The following is a 14,080-nucleotide window of genomic DNA, read 5'->3' as shown; positions in this document are numbered from 1 at the left end:
CATCGGTCCTCAGGACAGAAGGAGGGGGCGAGGACCCAATGTCGAAGTAAGGTTAGCCTAACCTAACTTCTGCATGTTCCCGGCCCCTGAGGGAGTGTGGATTGTCCGAATTGCAGGCAAGGGGTGACCGCATTCGGCCTGCGTGCGGGCGTGCGGGGGTGATCGGTGGGGTTCGGTCGACCGGGCCGGGCGTGAGGGCCGGCTGACGGCGTGTCCGGTGATGGGTGACGGCTGGTCGACAACGTGTCCGGCGGTGGGTGACGGCTGTTCGGCGACGCGTCCGGTCGCGGCTGGACACCGGTCGATGGCCTGCCCGGTGCACGACTGACGACCGTTCGGCGGCCTGTACGGCGCGACCGGCGACCGGTGGGCGGCCTACTCGTCCGCGGCGGTCTCCGCCGTCTCCGCCGTCTCCGCCACCTCGCGCAGCTGCTCCTCGCTCAGCCCGCGACGCCAGTACCCGACGAACGTCACGCGTCTGCGGTCGAACCGCCGTTCCTGTACGAGGTGACGGCGCACCGCCCGCACCTGCGAGGACTCGCCCGCGATCCAGACGTACGGCGTCCCCTCGGGGAGTTCGGCCGCCCGGACGGCCTCCACCGCGGCGGGTGCGCCCTCGTCCCGTACGAGCCAGGTGATCCGGGCCTTTGCGGCGGTGTTGAGGGCCTGGCGGTCCTCGGTGTGCCGGACCTCCAGCCAGACCCGGGCGTTCATGCCGGCCGGCAGCCACTCCAGGGCGGCGGAGGCGGCGGGCAGGGCGGTCTCGTCGGCCCAGATCAGCACCCAGTCGGTGTCCTGCGGAGGGCGGAAGCGGACGGAGGTGTTGTCCTCGACGGCCGGGCCCAGCGCCTTGAGGGGATCACCGGGGGAGGCCGCGGCGGCCCAGCGGCAGGCGGGCCCGCCGTCCTCGTGCAGTGCGAAGTCGATGTCGATCTCGGTGGAACCGTCGGGCGTGCGGCGCTGGGCGCGCACGGTGTACGAGCGCATGACGGCCCGTACGTTGTCCGGAAGTGCGCGCCAGGCGGCGAACCAGTTGCCGTCTTCATCGACCGGAACGACTGGTTCCGGCTGGCCGGGATGCGGCAGGAACAGCGACAGGCTCTGGTCGCGGCCTCCGGCGGCGAAGCCGTCGAGTCCCGGGCCGCCGAAGGTGATCCGGAGCATGGAGGGTCCGAGCCGCCGGGTCCGCGTGACGGTCAGACCGAAGAACCGGAACGGGGCGACAGGGGGCGCGACGGACGTCGTCATGCGGGGCTCCTCCCAGGAACCGGAAGCGAAGCCGGGGATCGACCGTCGGCGTGTTCGAGGAAAGGTTAGCCTAACCTCATTGAATGTACGCGGGTGCCCCGGGACCGCTCACCGGACGAGGACCCCGCCGCCCACCGTGCGGGCTCGCAGGGTGGCGGTGATGTCGGCGAGCCGGGTCGCCACGTAGCCCTCCCGGCAGCGCGTACGCACGCACCGGAAGGGTCATGCGTCGAACTCCTCCAGGCATCCGCCGAGCCCCTCGACCGTCACGTCGACGGCCCGGAACTCCTCCCAGCGGGAACGGTCCAGCCGCAGTCGCTGGAGAGTGACGGGCGCACCCCGTACCGCGGCGACCTCCAGCCCGTCCGGCAGATAGCCGAGCCGGCGCGAGACACCCAACGAGCGCGGGTTGTCGGTCATGGCGGCCGAGGCCGCGGCCCGCGCCCCGAGCCCGGCGAAGGCGAGATGCAGGGCGGCGGCCCGCATCTCGGTGCCGATGCCCCGCCCCTGATGGGCGAGCCCCAGCCATGAGCCGGTGCTGACCTCACGGGTCACACCGAAGTCCTTCGCCATCACGTCCTGCCGCCCGACCGCCCTGCCCTCGTGCAACACGGCGAGGCTCAGCGCCCAGTCCCGCGTGGACCAGTTGGCGACGGTGGCCAGCACATGCTGGAACACGGCCCTGCCGCACTCGGCGGGCGGCACGTCGGTCCAGGGAACGGTGAACGGCATCTCGGCCGCCGGATGCACCCCAGCGGCGGCCACCGACGCGAGTTCGTCCAGCAACTCCAGGTCCGGGAGCCGGAGTTCCAGACGGGGCGTGCGGAGGCGAAGCCCGTACAGGGGCCAGTGCTGCGACGTCATGTACGGACTCTGCCGCTCGGCGCTGGGCCCTGTCGAACGAATTGCGCCGCGCCGGGCGCGAAGGGTCACGGGCGGGGCCAGGGGCGGCCGCCCAGGCGTTCGATGTCGGTGTTGAAGCGCCTCAGGTACGCGGCGAAGCCGGCGATGTCCTCGTCCGACCAGTCGGTCATGACTCGCTCCAGGGAGTGGACGAGGCCCTCGCGTTCCTCGTCGAGCATGCGCGCACCCTCGTCGGTGATCCGGAACTTGCGGGCCATTCCGCCTTCGGGGTCCGGGATGCGTTCCACGAGCCCGGCGCGCATGGCCGCCGCGGTCTGCCGGTTGAGGGTGGAGGCGTCGAGTCCGAAGGCGTCGCTGAGTTCGCCGATCGACATCGGCCCCTGGACGCGTATACGGCTGAGCAGGATGTAGGCGCTGCGGTCCATCAGGCCGTCCTTGCGGCGGCCGCCCTTGTTCTGCAGGAGGCCGTGGCGGCTGAGGAGCATCTGCTCGTACTCGACCTCGTGTGTGGGCCTGATCATGCGCCTGCCGCCTCCAGCTGTCGTCCGGGCACCCCGGCACGTTTCCGGATGGCCCGCCTCCATTCTCCCACAGACTTGTGCAGCATACATATAGCGTGCCTGATACATAAAGTATGTACGATGCATAAGCTTCTTCCGACAAACACCCGAGGAGTCCCGGATGGGTGCCCCCCAGCCATCAGCTCGTTCAGGCGGCGTAGTGGCCACGCTGGCAATCGCCGGCACCACTGCGGCGATCATGCAGACCCTGGTCACCCCGCTCATCGCGGAGCTGCCGCAGATCCTGAACACCACCCCTTCGAACGCGGCGTGGGTGATCACCGTCACCCTGCTGGTGTCGGCTGTCTGCGTGCCCGTCTCCGGACGCCTGGGCGACATGGTCGGCAAGCGCCGGATGCTTCTCGTGTGTGCGGTGCCGCTGGTGGCGGGTTCGGTGGTGTGCGCGCTCTCCTCCACCGTCGTCCCCATGATCGTCGGCCGCGGTCTGCAGGGCATGGGCATGGGTGTGCTGCCGCTCGGAATCGCCCTGCTGCGTGACGTGGTCCCGGCGGAAAAGCTCAGTTCCTCCATCGCGCTGGTCAGCGCCTCCATGGGAATCGGCGGCGCCCTCGGCCTGCCGATCGCCGCGGCGGTGGCTCAGTACACGAACTGGCGGGTGCTGTTCTGGGGCTCCGCCGGCCTGGCCGCGGTGGTCGCGGTGCTGATCTGGTTCCTGATCCCCGACGTGCCGGCCGGTGCCAAGGGCCAGCGGTTCGACGTGCTCGGTGCGCTCGGCCTCGGGGTGGGCCTGGTCTGCCTGCTGCTCGCGGTCTCCAAGGGCGCCGACTGGGGCTGGGGCTCGGCCACCACGCTCGGCCTGTTCGCCGCCTCCGTCGTGGTGCTGGTCGCCTGGGGGCTGTGGGAGATGCGAACCCGGGATCCGCTGATCGACCTGCGCACCACCGCGCGCCCCCGGGTGCTGATGACCAACCTCGCCTCCGTCTTCGTCGGCTTCGGCATGTACGCCAGCATGCTGATCTCGCCGCAGCTTCTGCAGTTCCCCGCCGCCACCGGCTACGGCCTGGGCCAGTCGATGCTCGCGGCGGGCCTGTGGCTGGCACCCGGCGGCATCATGATGATGATCATCTCCCCGCTCGGCGGAAAGCTCAGCGACGCCCGTGGCCCGAAGTTCACCCTGGTCTGCGGCGTCCTGGTCGTCGCGGGCGGCTACGGCCTGTCACTGGCACTCATGGGCTCCGCATGGGGCCTCATGGTGGTGGGCATGGTGATCAGCAGCGGTGTGGGCCTGGCGTACGGTGCGATGCCCGCACTGATCATGAGCTCGGTTCCGCTGTCCGAGACCGCCGCCGCCAACGGCTTCAACACACTCATGCGCGCCCTCGGCACATCGATCGGCGCCGCCGTGATCGGTGTGGTCCTCTCCCACATGAACGTCACCGCCGGCGGCTACACCTTCACGTCCGAGGACGGCTTCCGCACAGGACTGCTGCTCGGCTGCGGCGTCGCCCTGGTCGCCGCGGCGATCGCGGCCTTCATCCCGGCCGTGCGCCGTGTCACGGCCGGGCCCGGAGAGAGCGACACCGGCGCCATGTCCGAGCAGGCCACGGTCAAGGCCTGACCTGCTGTCCAGGTGCGGGGAACCCGGCTCGTCGACCGGTGGCGGCTCACGCGGCCACCGGTCGACGAACACGGTCTGACGAAGACCGCTTGACGAACACGGCCTGACGAACACGGACCGACGAATACGGCCCGACGCGGCCCGGCCCACGTCAGGCCGGCAGGCCCAGCTCCCTCGCGATCAGCATGCGCTGCACCTCGCTCGTGCCCTCGCCGATCTCCAGGATCTTGGAGTCGCGCCACATCCTGGCCACCGGGTACTCGTTCATGAAGCCGTAGCCGCCGTGGATCTGGGTCGCCTCGCGGGCGTTGTCCACCGCGACCGTCGAGGAGTACAGCTTCGCGATCGCCGCCTCCTTCTTGAAGGGTTCGCCCGCCACCAGGCGCGAGGCCGCGTCACGCCAGCCGATGCGGGCCATGTGGGCGCGCGTCTCCATGTCCGCGATCTTGAACTGGATGGCCTGGTTGGCGCCGATCGGCCTGCCGAAGGCGTGGCGCTCCTTGGCGTACTTCACCGACTCGTCCACACAGCCCTGCGCCAGGCCCGTGGACAGGGCGGCGATGGCGATCCGGCCCTCGTCCAGGATGCGCAGGAACTGGGCGTAGCCGCGGCCCTCCTCGCCCAGCAGGTTCGCCAGGGGCACGCGGACGTCGGCGAAGGACAGTTCGCGGGTGTCGGAGGCGTTCCAGCCGACCTTGGAGTACGGGGCGGCGACCGTGAACCCGGGGGTGCCGGACGGCACGATGATCGAGGAGATGAGCGGGGCGCCGTTCTCCTTGCGGCCGGTCACCGCCGTCACCGTGACCAGTTCCGTGATGTCCGTACCGGAGTTGGTGATGAAGCACTTGGAGCCGTTGATCACCCACTCGCCCGTGGCCTCGTCGCGCACGGCCGTCGTGCGGGTGCCGCCCGCGTCCGAGCCGGCGTCGGGCTCGGTCAGGCCGAACGCGCCGAGCGCCTCGCCCGAGCAGAGCTTCGGCAGCCACTGCCGCTTCTGCTCCTCCGTACCGAAGTGGTAGACCGGCATCGCGCCGAGCGAGACCCCGGCCTCCAGCGTGATCGCCACGGACGAGTCGACCCGGGCCAGCTCCTCAAGGGCGATCCCGAGGGCGAGGTAGTCGCCGCCCATGCCGCCGTACTCCTCCGGGAACGGCAGCCCGAACAGGCCCATCCGTCCCATCTCCCGCACGATCTCGTACGGGAACTCATGGCGCTCGTAGAAGTCGCCGATCTTCGGCGCGATCACATCGTGCGCGAACTCCTCGACGGTGCGGCGCAGTTCCTCGTGCTCGGCGGTCAGCCGGTGGTCCAGAGGCATGGCAGGGATCACTCCTTGTGGGACTGTGTTTATCGCACCGAGAGCGCGCGGACGGTACGGGACGGGCTGGGTCGGCCCAGCTGTTCGGCGAGCCACACGCTGGTGGCGGTGAGCCCGTCGAGGTCGACCCCGGTTTCGATGCCGAGGCCGTCGAGCATCCACACGAGGTCTTCGGTGGCGAGGTTTCCGGTCGCGCTCTTCGCGTACGGGCAGCCGCCGAGGCCGCCCGCGGAGGCGTCCACGGTGGTGACACCGTGCTGGAGCGCGGCGAGTGTGTTGGAGAGCGCCTGGCCGTAGGTGTCGTGGAAGTGCACGCCGATGGTGTCGGTGCGCACGCCCTCCTCGTTCAGCTCGGAGAGCAGATCCTGCACATGGCCGGGTGTGGCGACGCCGATCGTGTCGCCGAGGGAGAGTTCGTCGCAGCCGAGGTCGATGAGCGCCTTGGCGACCCGGACGACCTGGTGGACGGGGACGGGCCCCTCCCACGGGTCGCCGAAGCACATCGACAGATAGCCGCGGACATGCACCTTGTCGGCCTTGGCCCGGGCGACGACCGGCTCGAACATGGCGAGCGACTCGTCGACCGTACGGTTGAGATTGCGGGCGGCGAACGTCTCGGTCGCCGAGCCGAACACGGCGATACGGCGGGCGCCGAGCGCCAGCGCCCGGTCCAGGCCGCGCTCGTTCGGCACGAGCACGGGCAGGGCGACGCCCCCGATGTCGCCGAGCCGGGGGAACAGGTCCTCCGCGTCGGCCAGTTGGGGCACCCACTTGGGGTGCACGAAGCTGGTCGCCTCGATGGTGGTCAGACCCGCCGCGGCCAGGCGGTGGATGAACTCCGCCTTCACCTCGGTCGGCACGACGGACTTCTCGTTCTGCAGCCCGTCGCGGGCGCCGACCTCATGGATGCGTACCCGTGGGGGCAGATCCTGGGCGGGCACGGTCATGGGCAGGGTGCGGGTGGTGGTCATGCGTCCTCCCCGGGTTCGGCCGCGGGTGCCACCACGGCCAGGATCTGGTCCATGGCCACCGTGGCACCGGCGGTGACGTCCAGCTCGGTCACGGTCCCGGCGTGCGGGGCGGAGATGACGTGTTCCATCTTCATCGCCTCCACGACGAGCAGGCTCTGACCGGCCACGACCTCGTCCCCGACGGCCACCTTCACGACCGTGACGGTGCCGGGCATCGGCGCGGCCAGCGTGTCCGCGCCGGACCGGGCGGCACCGGCGAGCGACGCCTCCACGGGGTCGTGATCCTGTACGTGCCAGGTGTCGCCCTCGCGGCCCAGCCAGGTCCCGTCCGGCGACGCGGCATGGGTGAACCTGTGGGTGACACCGGCGAGTTCGAGGGTGAGGTGGTGCGGGGACAGCTCGATCAGCCTGGCCGTCTCCCTGCCGCCGGGCATCGGAGCCAGCGGGCCGCAGGCGCCCGTCGCGGGCTCCGGCGGCTGCGCGCCCTCTCCGACATGGCCGAACGTCAGCTCCGTGCCCGTCGGGCAGGAGCGCAGCGACACCTGCACCGGGTCGTGGCCCGGCAGCCGGAAGTCGAGCACCGTGCGCGCCGGGGTGCCGCCCAGTCGCCAGCCGTTCGCCACCGAGAACGGGTCCACCCAGCCGGGGGCGGCCGCGGGGGGTGTGGACGCCGGTGGGCCCTGCCGCAGCAGCGCCGCCGCCGCGTACACCTCCTCCGGCACCCCCTCCGGCACCAGCCCGGCCACCTCGCGCTCCACCAGACCGGTGTCCAGATCGCCCGCCACCACCGCCGGGTGGGCGAGCAGCCGGCGCAGGAATCCGGCGTTCGTCGGGACGCCGAGGATCACCGTGTCCGCGAGCGCCGCGCGCAGCCGGCGCAGGGCGGCGGCGCGGTCGGGGCCGTAGGCGATGACCTTCGACAGCATCGGGTCGTACAGGCTGCCGACCTCGCCGCCCGCGCCGAGCCCGGAGTCCGTCCGTACGCCGTTGCCCTGCGGTTCGTGCAGGGCGAGCACCGTGCCACCGGACGGCAGGAAACCGCGGAACGGGTCCTCCGCGCAGATCCGGGCCTCGATGGCATGGCCGGTGAGTGTGATGTCCTTCTGCCCGTACGGGAGTTGCTCGCCCGCCGCGACCCTGAGCTGCCACTCCACCAGGTCCAGACCGGTGATCAGCTCGGTCACCGGGTGCTCGACCTGGAGGCGGGTGTTCATCTCCATGAAGTAGTACGAGGCCGGGTCGTTGCCCGGGACGATGAACTCCACCGTGCCCGCGCCGACGTAGCCGCAGCTGCGGGCCGCCTGGACGGCCGCCTCGCCCATCGCCGCCCGGGTCTCCTCGTCGAGCAGGACGGACGGCGCCTCCTCGATGATCTTCTGGTGGCGGCGCTGCAGCGAGCACTCGCGCTCGCCGAGGTGGACCACGTTGCCGTGGGTGTCCGCCAGCACCTGGATCTCGATGTGCCGGGGCCGGTCGATCCACCGCTCCACGAGCAGCGTGTCGTCGCCGAACGAGGCCCGTGCCTCGCGCCGGGCGGCCGCGATCTCGTCCGCGAGCAGCGCCTCGTCACGCACCAGCCGCATGCCCTTGCCGCCGCCGCCCGCCGAGGGCTTCAGCAGCACGGGCGTCCCGATCTCGCGGGCCGCGTCGACCAGCTGGGCATCGCTGAGCCCGCTCCCCGCCGAGCCGGGCACCACGGGAACCCCGGCCGCCGCGACCGTCTCCTTGGCCCGGATCTTGTCGCCCATCAGCGAGATGGCCTCGGCGGTCGGCCCGATGAAGGCCAGCCCCGCCTCCGCGCACGCCCGCGCGAAGCCCGCGTTCTCGGCGAGGAATCCGTACCCGGGGTGGACGGCCTGCGCGCCGGTGCGGCGGGCCGCGTCCAGCAGGGCGGGCACGCTGAGATAGCTCATCGCGGCGGGCGCGGGCCCGATCCGTACCGCCGTGTCGGCCTCCCGTACATGCCGGGCGTCCGCGTCCGCGTCGCTGAAGACGGCGACGGACCGCACACCCAGCTCGCGCAGGGTCCGGATGACCCGGACCGCGATCTCGCCGCGGTTGGCGACAAGAACGGTGTCGAACATCGTCATCTGTTCCTCACATCCGGAAGACGCCGAAGCCGGGCGCTGTGTGGTCCCTTTGGGGAAGCGGGGCGTTGGCACACGCGGTCAGAGCGAGCCCCAGCACCTGCCGGGTCTCCAACGGGTCGATCACCCCGTCGTCCCAGAGCCGGGCCGTGGCGTAGTAAGCGTTGCCCTGGGTCTCGTACTGCTCGCGGATCGGCGTCTTGAAGGCCTCTTCGTCCTCTGCGCTCCAGTCGTCGCCCAGCTGGTCGCGCTTGACCGTCGCGAGGACGGACGCGGCCTGCTCGCCGCCCATGACCGAGATCTTGGCGTTGGGCCACATCCACAGGAAGCGCGGCGAATAGGCGCGCCCGCACATGGAGTAGTTGCCCGCCCCGTACGACCCGCCGACCACGACGGTCAGCTTCGGTACGCGGGTGCAGGCGACGGCCGTGACCATCTTGGCGCCGTGCTTGGCGATGCCACCGGCCTCGTAGTCGCGCCCCACCATGAAGCCCGAGATGTTCTGCAGGAAGACCAGCGGGATGCCGCGCTGGTCGCACAGCTCGATGAAGTGGGCGCCCTTCTGGGCGGACTCGGAGAACAGGATGCCGTTGTTGGCGACGATCCCGACCGGGTGGCCGTGGATCCGGGCGAAGCCGGTGATCAGCGTCGTGCCGTACTCCGCCTTGAACTCGGCGAACCGCGATCCGTCGACGACCCGGGCGATCACCTCCCGTACGTCGTACGGCGTCCGGGAATCGACCGGGACGGCGCCGTACAGCCCGGCGGGATCGACCTTCGGCTCCTCGACCGTCCGTACCGACCACGGGAGCGCCCCGCGCTCCGGCAGCGTGGCGACGATGTTCCGCACGATCCGCAGCGCGTGCGCGTCGTCCTCGGCGAGATGGTCGGTGACGCCCGACGTACGGGAGTGCACCTCGCCGCCGCCCAGCTCCTCCGCCGTCACGACCTCGCCGGTCGCGGCCTTCACCAGCGGCGGCCCGCCCAGGAAGATCGTGCCCTGGTTCCGTACGATCACGGCCTCGTCGCTCATCGCGGGGACGTACGCCCCACCGGCCGTGCACGAGCCCAGCACCGCCGCGATCTGCGGAATCCCGGCCCCCGACATCCGGGCCTGGTTGTAGAAGATCCGCCCGAAGTGCTCCCGGTCCGGGAAGACCTCGTCCTGCATCGGCAGGAACGCGCCGCCCGAGTCGACCAGATACAGACAGGGGAGCCGGTTCTCCAGCGCCACCTCCTGGGCGCGGAGGTGCTTCTTCACGGTCATCGGGTAGTACGTGCCGCCCTTGACGGTCGCGTCGTTGGCGACGATCACGCACTCCCGGCCACTGACCCGGCCGATCCCCGCGATCACCCCGGCCGCCGGGGCGGCGCCCCCGTACAGCCCCTCGGCCGCCAGGGGTGCCAGCTCCAGGAACGGCGAACCCGGATCGAGCAGGGTGTCCACCCGCTCCCTGGGCAGCAGCTTGCCGCGCGCCACATGCCGGGCGCGGGCCTTCTCACCCCCGCCGAGCCTGGCCGTGGCGAGCCGCTTGCGCAGCTCGTCGGCGAGCGCGTGATGCGCCGCCTCGTTGGCCTGCCAGGCCTCGGAGGCGGGATCGGCCGCGCTCGCCAGCACCGGTGCCTGCTGCATCCTGTCGAGCCCCCTTGCCCGTACCGCAGTGGTTAATGAGCGTTAACGTCTGCCCTCAGGTTAACGACCGCTAACAGCCTTGTCCAGGCCGCCCGGCCGGTGCCCCGGCGGTTCACCACGCCCAGCGCCGCCGCGACGGCCCGGACCCTCGCGCCTGCGGGGCGCATGGCGCTGCCCGCGCGGGCGGCGGATCGACATAGTGCGCTTCGGTTAACGTTCGCTAACCCGACTGTCTAGAATCGAATCCATGACCACCAGGACGGACGCCCCCACCCGCCGCGAGCAGATCCTCAAGGAGGCCGCCCGCCTCTTTGCCGAGCGCGGCTTCCACGGTGTCGGCGTCGACGAGATAGGTGCCGCCGTCGGGATCAGCGGCCCCGGCCTCTACCGGCACTTCCCCGGCAAGGACGCGATGCTCGCCGAGCTGCTGGTCGGTATCAGCGAGCGGCTGCTGGCGGGCGGACAGCTGCGGGTCTCGGAGGACGCGGCCTGTGGGGACGGCTCCCCGCAGGCCCTGCTCGACGCGCTCATCGAGGGCCACATCGACTTCGCCCTCGACGACCGCCCGCTGATCACCCTCCACGACCGCGAGCTGGACCGCCTGCGGGACGCCGACCGCAAGCGGGTCCGCCAGCTCCAGCGGCAGTACGTCGAGGTGTGGGTGGAGGTGGTCCGCGAGCTGTATCCGGACCTGCCCGAGCACGAGGCCCGCGCTACCGTCCACGCCGTCTTCGGGCTCCTGAACTCGACCCCGCACCTGGGCCGCCCCGGTGCGCTGCCCGACCGCACGGACACGGCGGCGCTGCTGCACCGACTGGCCCGCGGGGCGTTCGAGGCGGCGGCCCGCGTTTGAGCGGCCCGCGTTTAAGGGGCGCCTGCCCGCGCGCCAGGGGGCTGCCGCTGGTGTGGTGTCGCCCCCTGGGGACTTCACTGCCATGCGCCGGGCTCGGCACGGACGAGGGCGCGGACGGTCTGTTCATACAGTTCGTGGCCGCTCCGGGCGCAGTGTCCGGCGATCCAGCGGGTCAGCTCGTCCGGGGTATGCAGCGTGCCTGACGTGGCACCGCAGCTGCGCTCGTCGCCGGTGACGCAGATCGCCTCCATGGTCGGCAGCGCCAGAGGGTCGGGGACTGTGGTCACGCGGTACTCGCGGAAGTGGTAGCGCCCCCGAGAGGCATCGCGTACTGGTGCGCCGACGTTCGGAGAGTCAGGCATCCTCGGTTCGCTCTCCCTGATCCGGGATGCGATGTCCGCGCGATTCCGCGACCCTGAGCGCGTCCGCCAGGGCTTCTGTCAACCGGCGGGCCAGCCAGCGATACTCGGTCGCCGACAGGGTTTTCGCGCCGGGTGCCGTGGCGTCGCGGGCGTAGTCCAACAGTTCCTGGCCCATGCTGAGCTGCACCGTCTCGATGCTGTCGGCGAGAGTGGAGAGGTAGCCCCGGCCGTCGCTGCTCAGGTAGCAGGGTTTCCCCTCCGGGCTGGTCCACGGCAGTAAGCGGGGACCTCCCCGACCCGACGCGGCGTCGTACAGCTCTCTGCGACGCATGCGGTCGGCATCGCTCCTGGGCTGGCTCACTGGGCACCCCCGGCCTGGGTCACTGATGGTGGACACACCGACCGTAGGTACTGACTGATCGTCACCCCAGGCGGGAACCGTGGCAGTTCGCGACTGTTGGTTCGCGAGCTGCCACGCTGCGTGGCAGCTACCCGACGACGCCCAGGTAGTCAGCCATTTCGCGCATCTCCGTCGTGAGGGTGCGCTTGCGCTTGCCGAGGATCTCCTGCATGGTCTCGGCGGCACCGTTCTGGTGCCGCAGCCACTGCGGGGCGGCTTCCCTGGCACGGGTCAGCTCGTCCATGGCGGCGGACAGGTCGCCGGTCCGGGTGTGGGCGCGCGCCACATCGAGGGTGAAGCGGTTCCCGTCGTTGGTGCTGGGCCTGCCCAGGCGCTTCCACGCCTTGGGTGACAACTCCTCCTGCTCGCCTGCCTTGCGCACCACCGCGCGGGCGTCGCCGATGACCAGAGAGTCTTCGAGCGCCTTGACCGCGACGGTGACCGGCCCGAAGACGGACCAGTGCCGGGAGACGTTGCGATGCGCTGTCCCGACAGCGGTTGCCGCGACCCGGGCGGCTTGACGGTACGCCTTCGCCTCGTCGGGACGGTTGTTCCTCGCGGCTGCGGCGGCGGCCTCCATCGCCAGGCCGCCCCACACCGCGTAGTGGTCCGGCTCGGCGCCGGTGATCTTCGGCTCCACCGCGTCCATGCTCTGGGCGGCAACCTGTTCCGCCTCGTCCAGCCTTCCCTGTCTCACCAGCAGCCAGCACATGCAGCCGACACCGGAGCCCGCCGCAAGCATGTCTCCGGCCTGACGGGCGTCCACGATGGCGCCGCGCACAGCGGCGTACGCGATGTCGTACTGCCGTACCTGGGTGAGGTAGGTGCCGGCCAGACGCAGAGCCTCGGCGCGGGCCAACAGAGCCTGCCGGTGCTCGTCCCCGCTGTCGTAGTAGGCGACGGCTTGTGCGGCATCACGCAGCAGGCCCGGCAGTTGGGCCGTGACGCTCTTGTAGCTGTCGGAGAAGTACAACACCCGTGCGTCTTGCAGCATCCGCCGGAAGGTGCGCAGGTTCGGTTCCTCGACGATGGCTTCGGCATCCTGGTCCACGAGCCCAACGGCTGGGGTGAGGGCGGCGCGGAGCTGGATCAGATTGACGCGGTTCGGCTCCTCGGTCCGCCCGACGGGCTCCGGGGCATCGGACGCCATCAAGGCGGCGGTGGTCACCCCCAGCGCTCGGGCGAGAGTATGCAGGGTCTCCATGCGGAGAGTGCGGCTTCGTCGTGCGGAGTGAGACTGATGGTCAAGTCGGCACCAAGGGCACGGGCCAGGCGGCGCAGCAGCGGAAGGGTGGGCACCGTGCCGCCGGCTTCGAAGCGGGAGATCTGCGGCTGTTTCATCCCGCACCGCTCAGCCAGCTCGGCCTGGGACAGCCCGAGCTCGGTGCGCCGGTCGTGGACGAGTCGGCCCAGCTCGCGGGCGAGTGCTGTGGGGGCGTCATGCATGGCTCCTCCCGGGCTCAGGCGGCCGGGGTGACGATGGTGACGGTGGGCTCATCCCCGGGGGCGAGGTGCATGTCGACGGTGAGGTCCAGGGCTCGGGCCAGGCGCATAATGACGGCGATGGGCGGCAGTTCGGTGGCGGTCTCGATGCCGTCGATCTCGTCGGTTGTGGTGTGCAGTCGCTCGGCCAGGTCGGCCTCGCTCAGCCCGAGTTGCTTGCGCCGGTCGTAGACGGCCTTGCCCAGCGTCATGGCCAGGTTGGCTTCTTCGTAGACGCGGTCGTACTCAGGGTCGGCGTCGAGGTGTTCGCCGATCAGCTGGCGGTGGCGGCGGGTCCTCCATTCGCTGTGATTCATCGGTTCTCCTTGAGGTCGCGGCTGTAGAGGTCGTGCTCGGCGGCTGCCTGGTGCTCGGCTTCGCACAGCCGTTGAGCGGCGTGCGCGCGGTCCACTTCGGACTGCTCGCGCATCTTGGTCTTGCGGAACACGGTGAGCAGCACGACGCGTCGGTCGGGTGCGAGCCAGTAGGTAATGCGCTGGTGGGCATCGCCGAGCCGGAAGCGCAGCTCGCGGAGCTTGCCGCCCAGGTGGCGGGAGTGCGGTTCGTCGAGCGTGGTGGGCTGCTCGGCGAGCAGGTCGGCGACACGTTCGGCCTGCTTGTAGTGCTGGGCGGGAATGTTCTCCAGCCACAGCCGCACCTCCGGCTCGATCTCGATCGAGTACCATCCGCTGTCCATAGCACGCATGATATATGGCGCAGGGG

General features: G+C 70.9%; 15 protein-coding genes. 2 read left to right on the top strand and 13 right to left on the bottom strand.

Annotation, left to right across the window (positions count from 1 at the left end):
- Positions 1-375 precede the first annotated feature (375 nt).
- The 3 genes from OG507_RS14155 to OG507_RS14145 form a co-directional block, all read right to left on the bottom strand.
- Positions 376-1,248 carry a siderophore-interacting protein gene (locus tag OG507_RS14155; RefSeq protein WP_327367553.1) on the bottom strand — a complete coding sequence of 291 codons (873 nt, stop codon included), beginning with the start codon at positions 1,246-1,248 and terminating at the stop codon, positions 376-378.
- A gap of 222 nt (positions 1,249-1,470) precedes the next feature.
- On the bottom strand, positions 1,471-2,112 hold the full coding sequence (locus tag OG507_RS14150; protein ID WP_327367552.1) for a GNAT family N-acetyltransferase: 642 nt from the start codon (positions 2,110-2,112) through the stop codon (positions 1,471-1,473).
- Between the two features lie 65 nt (positions 2,113-2,177).
- Positions 2,178-2,633, bottom strand: coding sequence for a MarR family winged helix-turn-helix transcriptional regulator (locus tag OG507_RS14145; RefSeq protein WP_327367551.1), 456 nt, complete (start codon positions 2,631-2,633; stop codon positions 2,178-2,180).
- Positions 2,634-2,793: 160 nt separating this feature from the next.
- Between OG507_RS14145 and OG507_RS14140 the strand changes: the two genes are divergently transcribed.
- Positions 2,794-4,251: an MFS transporter gene (locus OG507_RS14140; RefSeq protein ID WP_327367550.1), complete on the top strand. Its 1,458-nt coding sequence runs from the start codon at positions 2,794-2,796 to the stop codon at positions 4,249-4,251.
- A gap of 151 nt (positions 4,252-4,402) precedes the next feature.
- Here the strand turns inward: OG507_RS14140 and OG507_RS14135 are convergent, their stop codons facing one another.
- The 4 genes from OG507_RS14135 to OG507_RS14120 are packed head-to-tail and all read right to left on the bottom strand — an operon-like array spanning position 4,403 to position 10,260.
- Complete coding sequence (locus OG507_RS14135; protein ID WP_327367549.1) at positions 4,403-5,569, bottom strand: acyl-CoA dehydrogenase family protein; 1,167 nt, start codon at positions 5,567-5,569, stop codon at positions 4,403-4,405.
- Between the two features lie 29 nt (positions 5,570-5,598).
- Positions 5,599-6,540: a hydroxymethylglutaryl-CoA lyase gene (locus tag OG507_RS14130; protein ID WP_327367548.1), complete on the bottom strand. Its 942-nt coding sequence runs from the start codon at positions 6,538-6,540 to the stop codon at positions 5,599-5,601.
- Positions 6,537-8,630, bottom strand: a complete 2,094-nt coding sequence (locus OG507_RS14125; protein ID WP_327367547.1) for an acetyl/propionyl/methylcrotonyl-CoA carboxylase subunit alpha — start codon at positions 8,628-8,630, stop codon at positions 6,537-6,539. The genes OG507_RS14130 and OG507_RS14125 overlap by 4 nt, the downstream gene beginning before the upstream one ends.
- Before the next feature lie 7 nt (positions 8,631-8,637).
- Complete coding sequence (locus tag OG507_RS14120; RefSeq protein ID WP_327367546.1) at positions 8,638-10,260, bottom strand: carboxyl transferase domain-containing protein; 1,623 nt, start codon at positions 10,258-10,260, stop codon at positions 8,638-8,640.
- 247 nt (positions 10,261-10,507) lie between these two features.
- Between OG507_RS14120 and OG507_RS14115 the strand changes: the two genes are divergently transcribed.
- On the top strand, positions 10,508-11,113 hold the full coding sequence (locus OG507_RS14115; RefSeq protein ID WP_327367545.1) for an SACE_7040 family transcriptional regulator: 606 nt from the start codon (positions 10,508-10,510) through the stop codon (positions 11,111-11,113).
- Between the two features lie 74 nt (positions 11,114-11,187).
- Here OG507_RS14115 and OG507_RS14110 read toward each other — a convergent pair whose 3' ends face one another.
- From OG507_RS14110 to OG507_RS14085, 6 genes are all read right to left on the bottom strand, one after another.
- Complete coding sequence (locus OG507_RS14110) at positions 11,188-11,475, bottom strand: DUF7848 domain-containing protein (protein ID WP_327367544.1); 288 nt, start codon at positions 11,473-11,475, stop codon at positions 11,188-11,190.
- Positions 11,468-11,806 carry a hypothetical protein gene (locus OG507_RS14105; RefSeq protein ID WP_327367543.1) on the bottom strand — a complete coding sequence of 113 codons (339 nt, stop codon included), beginning with the start codon at positions 11,804-11,806 and terminating at the stop codon, positions 11,468-11,470. The genes OG507_RS14110 and OG507_RS14105 overlap by 8 nt, the downstream gene beginning before the upstream one ends.
- 157 nt (positions 11,807-11,963) lie before the next feature.
- A complete protein-coding gene (locus tag OG507_RS14100) occupies positions 11,964-13,079 on the bottom strand; it encodes a transcriptional regulator (protein ID WP_327367542.1) in 1,116 nt (371 codons plus the stop codon).
- On the bottom strand, positions 13,040-13,321 hold the full coding sequence (locus OG507_RS14095; RefSeq protein ID WP_327367541.1) for a helix-turn-helix domain-containing protein: 282 nt from the start codon (positions 13,319-13,321) through the stop codon (positions 13,040-13,042). Before OG507_RS14095 ends, OG507_RS14100 begins: the two co-directional genes overlap by 40 nt.
- 14 nt (positions 13,322-13,335) lie before the next feature.
- Complete coding sequence (locus OG507_RS14090; protein WP_327367540.1) at positions 13,336-13,674, bottom strand: helix-turn-helix domain-containing protein; 339 nt, start codon at positions 13,672-13,674, stop codon at positions 13,336-13,338.
- On the bottom strand, positions 13,671-14,054 hold the full coding sequence (locus tag OG507_RS14085) for a type II toxin-antitoxin system RelE/ParE family toxin (RefSeq protein WP_327367539.1): 384 nt from the start codon (positions 14,052-14,054) through the stop codon (positions 13,671-13,673). The genes OG507_RS14090 and OG507_RS14085 overlap by 4 nt, the downstream gene beginning before the upstream one ends.
- Between the last annotated feature and the right edge of the window lie 26 nt (positions 14,055-14,080).

The sequence above is a fragment of the Streptomyces sp. NBC_01217 genome, from assembly GCF_035994185.1.
In the GTDB taxonomy this organism is placed as follows: domain Bacteria; phylum Actinomycetota; class Actinomycetes; order Streptomycetales; family Streptomycetaceae; genus Streptomyces.
Note: the sequence above shows the minus strand (reverse complement) of the source record. Positions and strands in the feature narration are given on the sequence as shown.

What these genes read in the sequence shown, in the direction of transcription:
- OG507_RS14155 (WP_327367553.1), bottom strand. Translation starts at nt 1,248, where the DNA reads ATGACGACGTCCGTCGCGCCCCCTGTCGCCCCGTTCCGGTTCTTCGGT.
- OG507_RS14150 (WP_327367552.1), bottom strand. Translation starts at nt 2,112, where the DNA reads ATGACGTCGCAGCACTGGCCCCTGTACGGGCTTCGCCTCCGCACGCCC.
- OG507_RS14145 (WP_327367551.1), bottom strand. Translation starts at nt 2,633, where the DNA reads ATGATCAGGCCCACACACGAGGTCGAGTACGAGCAGATGCTCCTCAGC.
- OG507_RS14140 (WP_327367550.1), top strand. Translation starts at nt 2,794, where the DNA reads ATGGGTGCCCCCCAGCCATCAGCTCGTTCAGGCGGCGTAGTGGCCACG.
- OG507_RS14135 (WP_327367549.1), bottom strand. Translation starts at nt 5,569, where the DNA reads ATGCCTCTGGACCACCGGCTGACCGCCGAGCACGAGGAACTGCGCCGC.
- OG507_RS14130 (WP_327367548.1), bottom strand. Translation starts at nt 6,540, where the DNA reads ATGACCACCACCCGCACCCTGCCCATGACCGTGCCCGCCCAGGATCTG.
- OG507_RS14125 (WP_327367547.1), bottom strand. Translation starts at nt 8,630, where the DNA reads ATGACGATGTTCGACACCGTTCTTGTCGCCAACCGCGGCGAGATCGCG.
- OG507_RS14120 (WP_327367546.1), bottom strand. Translation starts at nt 10,260, where the DNA reads ATGCAGCAGGCACCGGTGCTGGCGAGCGCGGCCGATCCCGCCTCCGAG.
- OG507_RS14115 (WP_327367545.1), top strand. Translation starts at nt 10,508, where the DNA reads ATGACCACCAGGACGGACGCCCCCACCCGCCGCGAGCAGATCCTCAAG.
- OG507_RS14110 (WP_327367544.1), bottom strand. Translation starts at nt 11,475, where the DNA reads ATGCCTGACTCTCCGAACGTCGGCGCACCAGTACGCGATGCCTCTCGG.
- OG507_RS14105 (WP_327367543.1), bottom strand. Translation starts at nt 11,806, where the DNA reads ATGCGTCGCAGAGAGCTGTACGACGCCGCGTCGGGTCGGGGAGGTCCC.
- OG507_RS14100 (WP_327367542.1), bottom strand. Translation starts at nt 13,079, where the DNA reads ATGGAGACCCTGCATACTCTCGCCCGAGCGCTGGGGGTGACCACCGCC.
- OG507_RS14095 (WP_327367541.1), bottom strand. Translation starts at nt 13,321, where the DNA reads ATGCATGACGCCCCCACAGCACTCGCCCGCGAGCTGGGCCGACTCGTC.
- OG507_RS14090 (WP_327367540.1), bottom strand. Translation starts at nt 13,674, where the DNA reads ATGAATCACAGCGAATGGAGGACCCGCCGCCACCGCCAGCTGATCGGC.
- OG507_RS14085 (WP_327367539.1), bottom strand. Translation starts at nt 14,054, where the DNA reads ATGGACAGCGGATGGTACTCGATCGAGATCGAGCCGGAGGTGCGGCTG.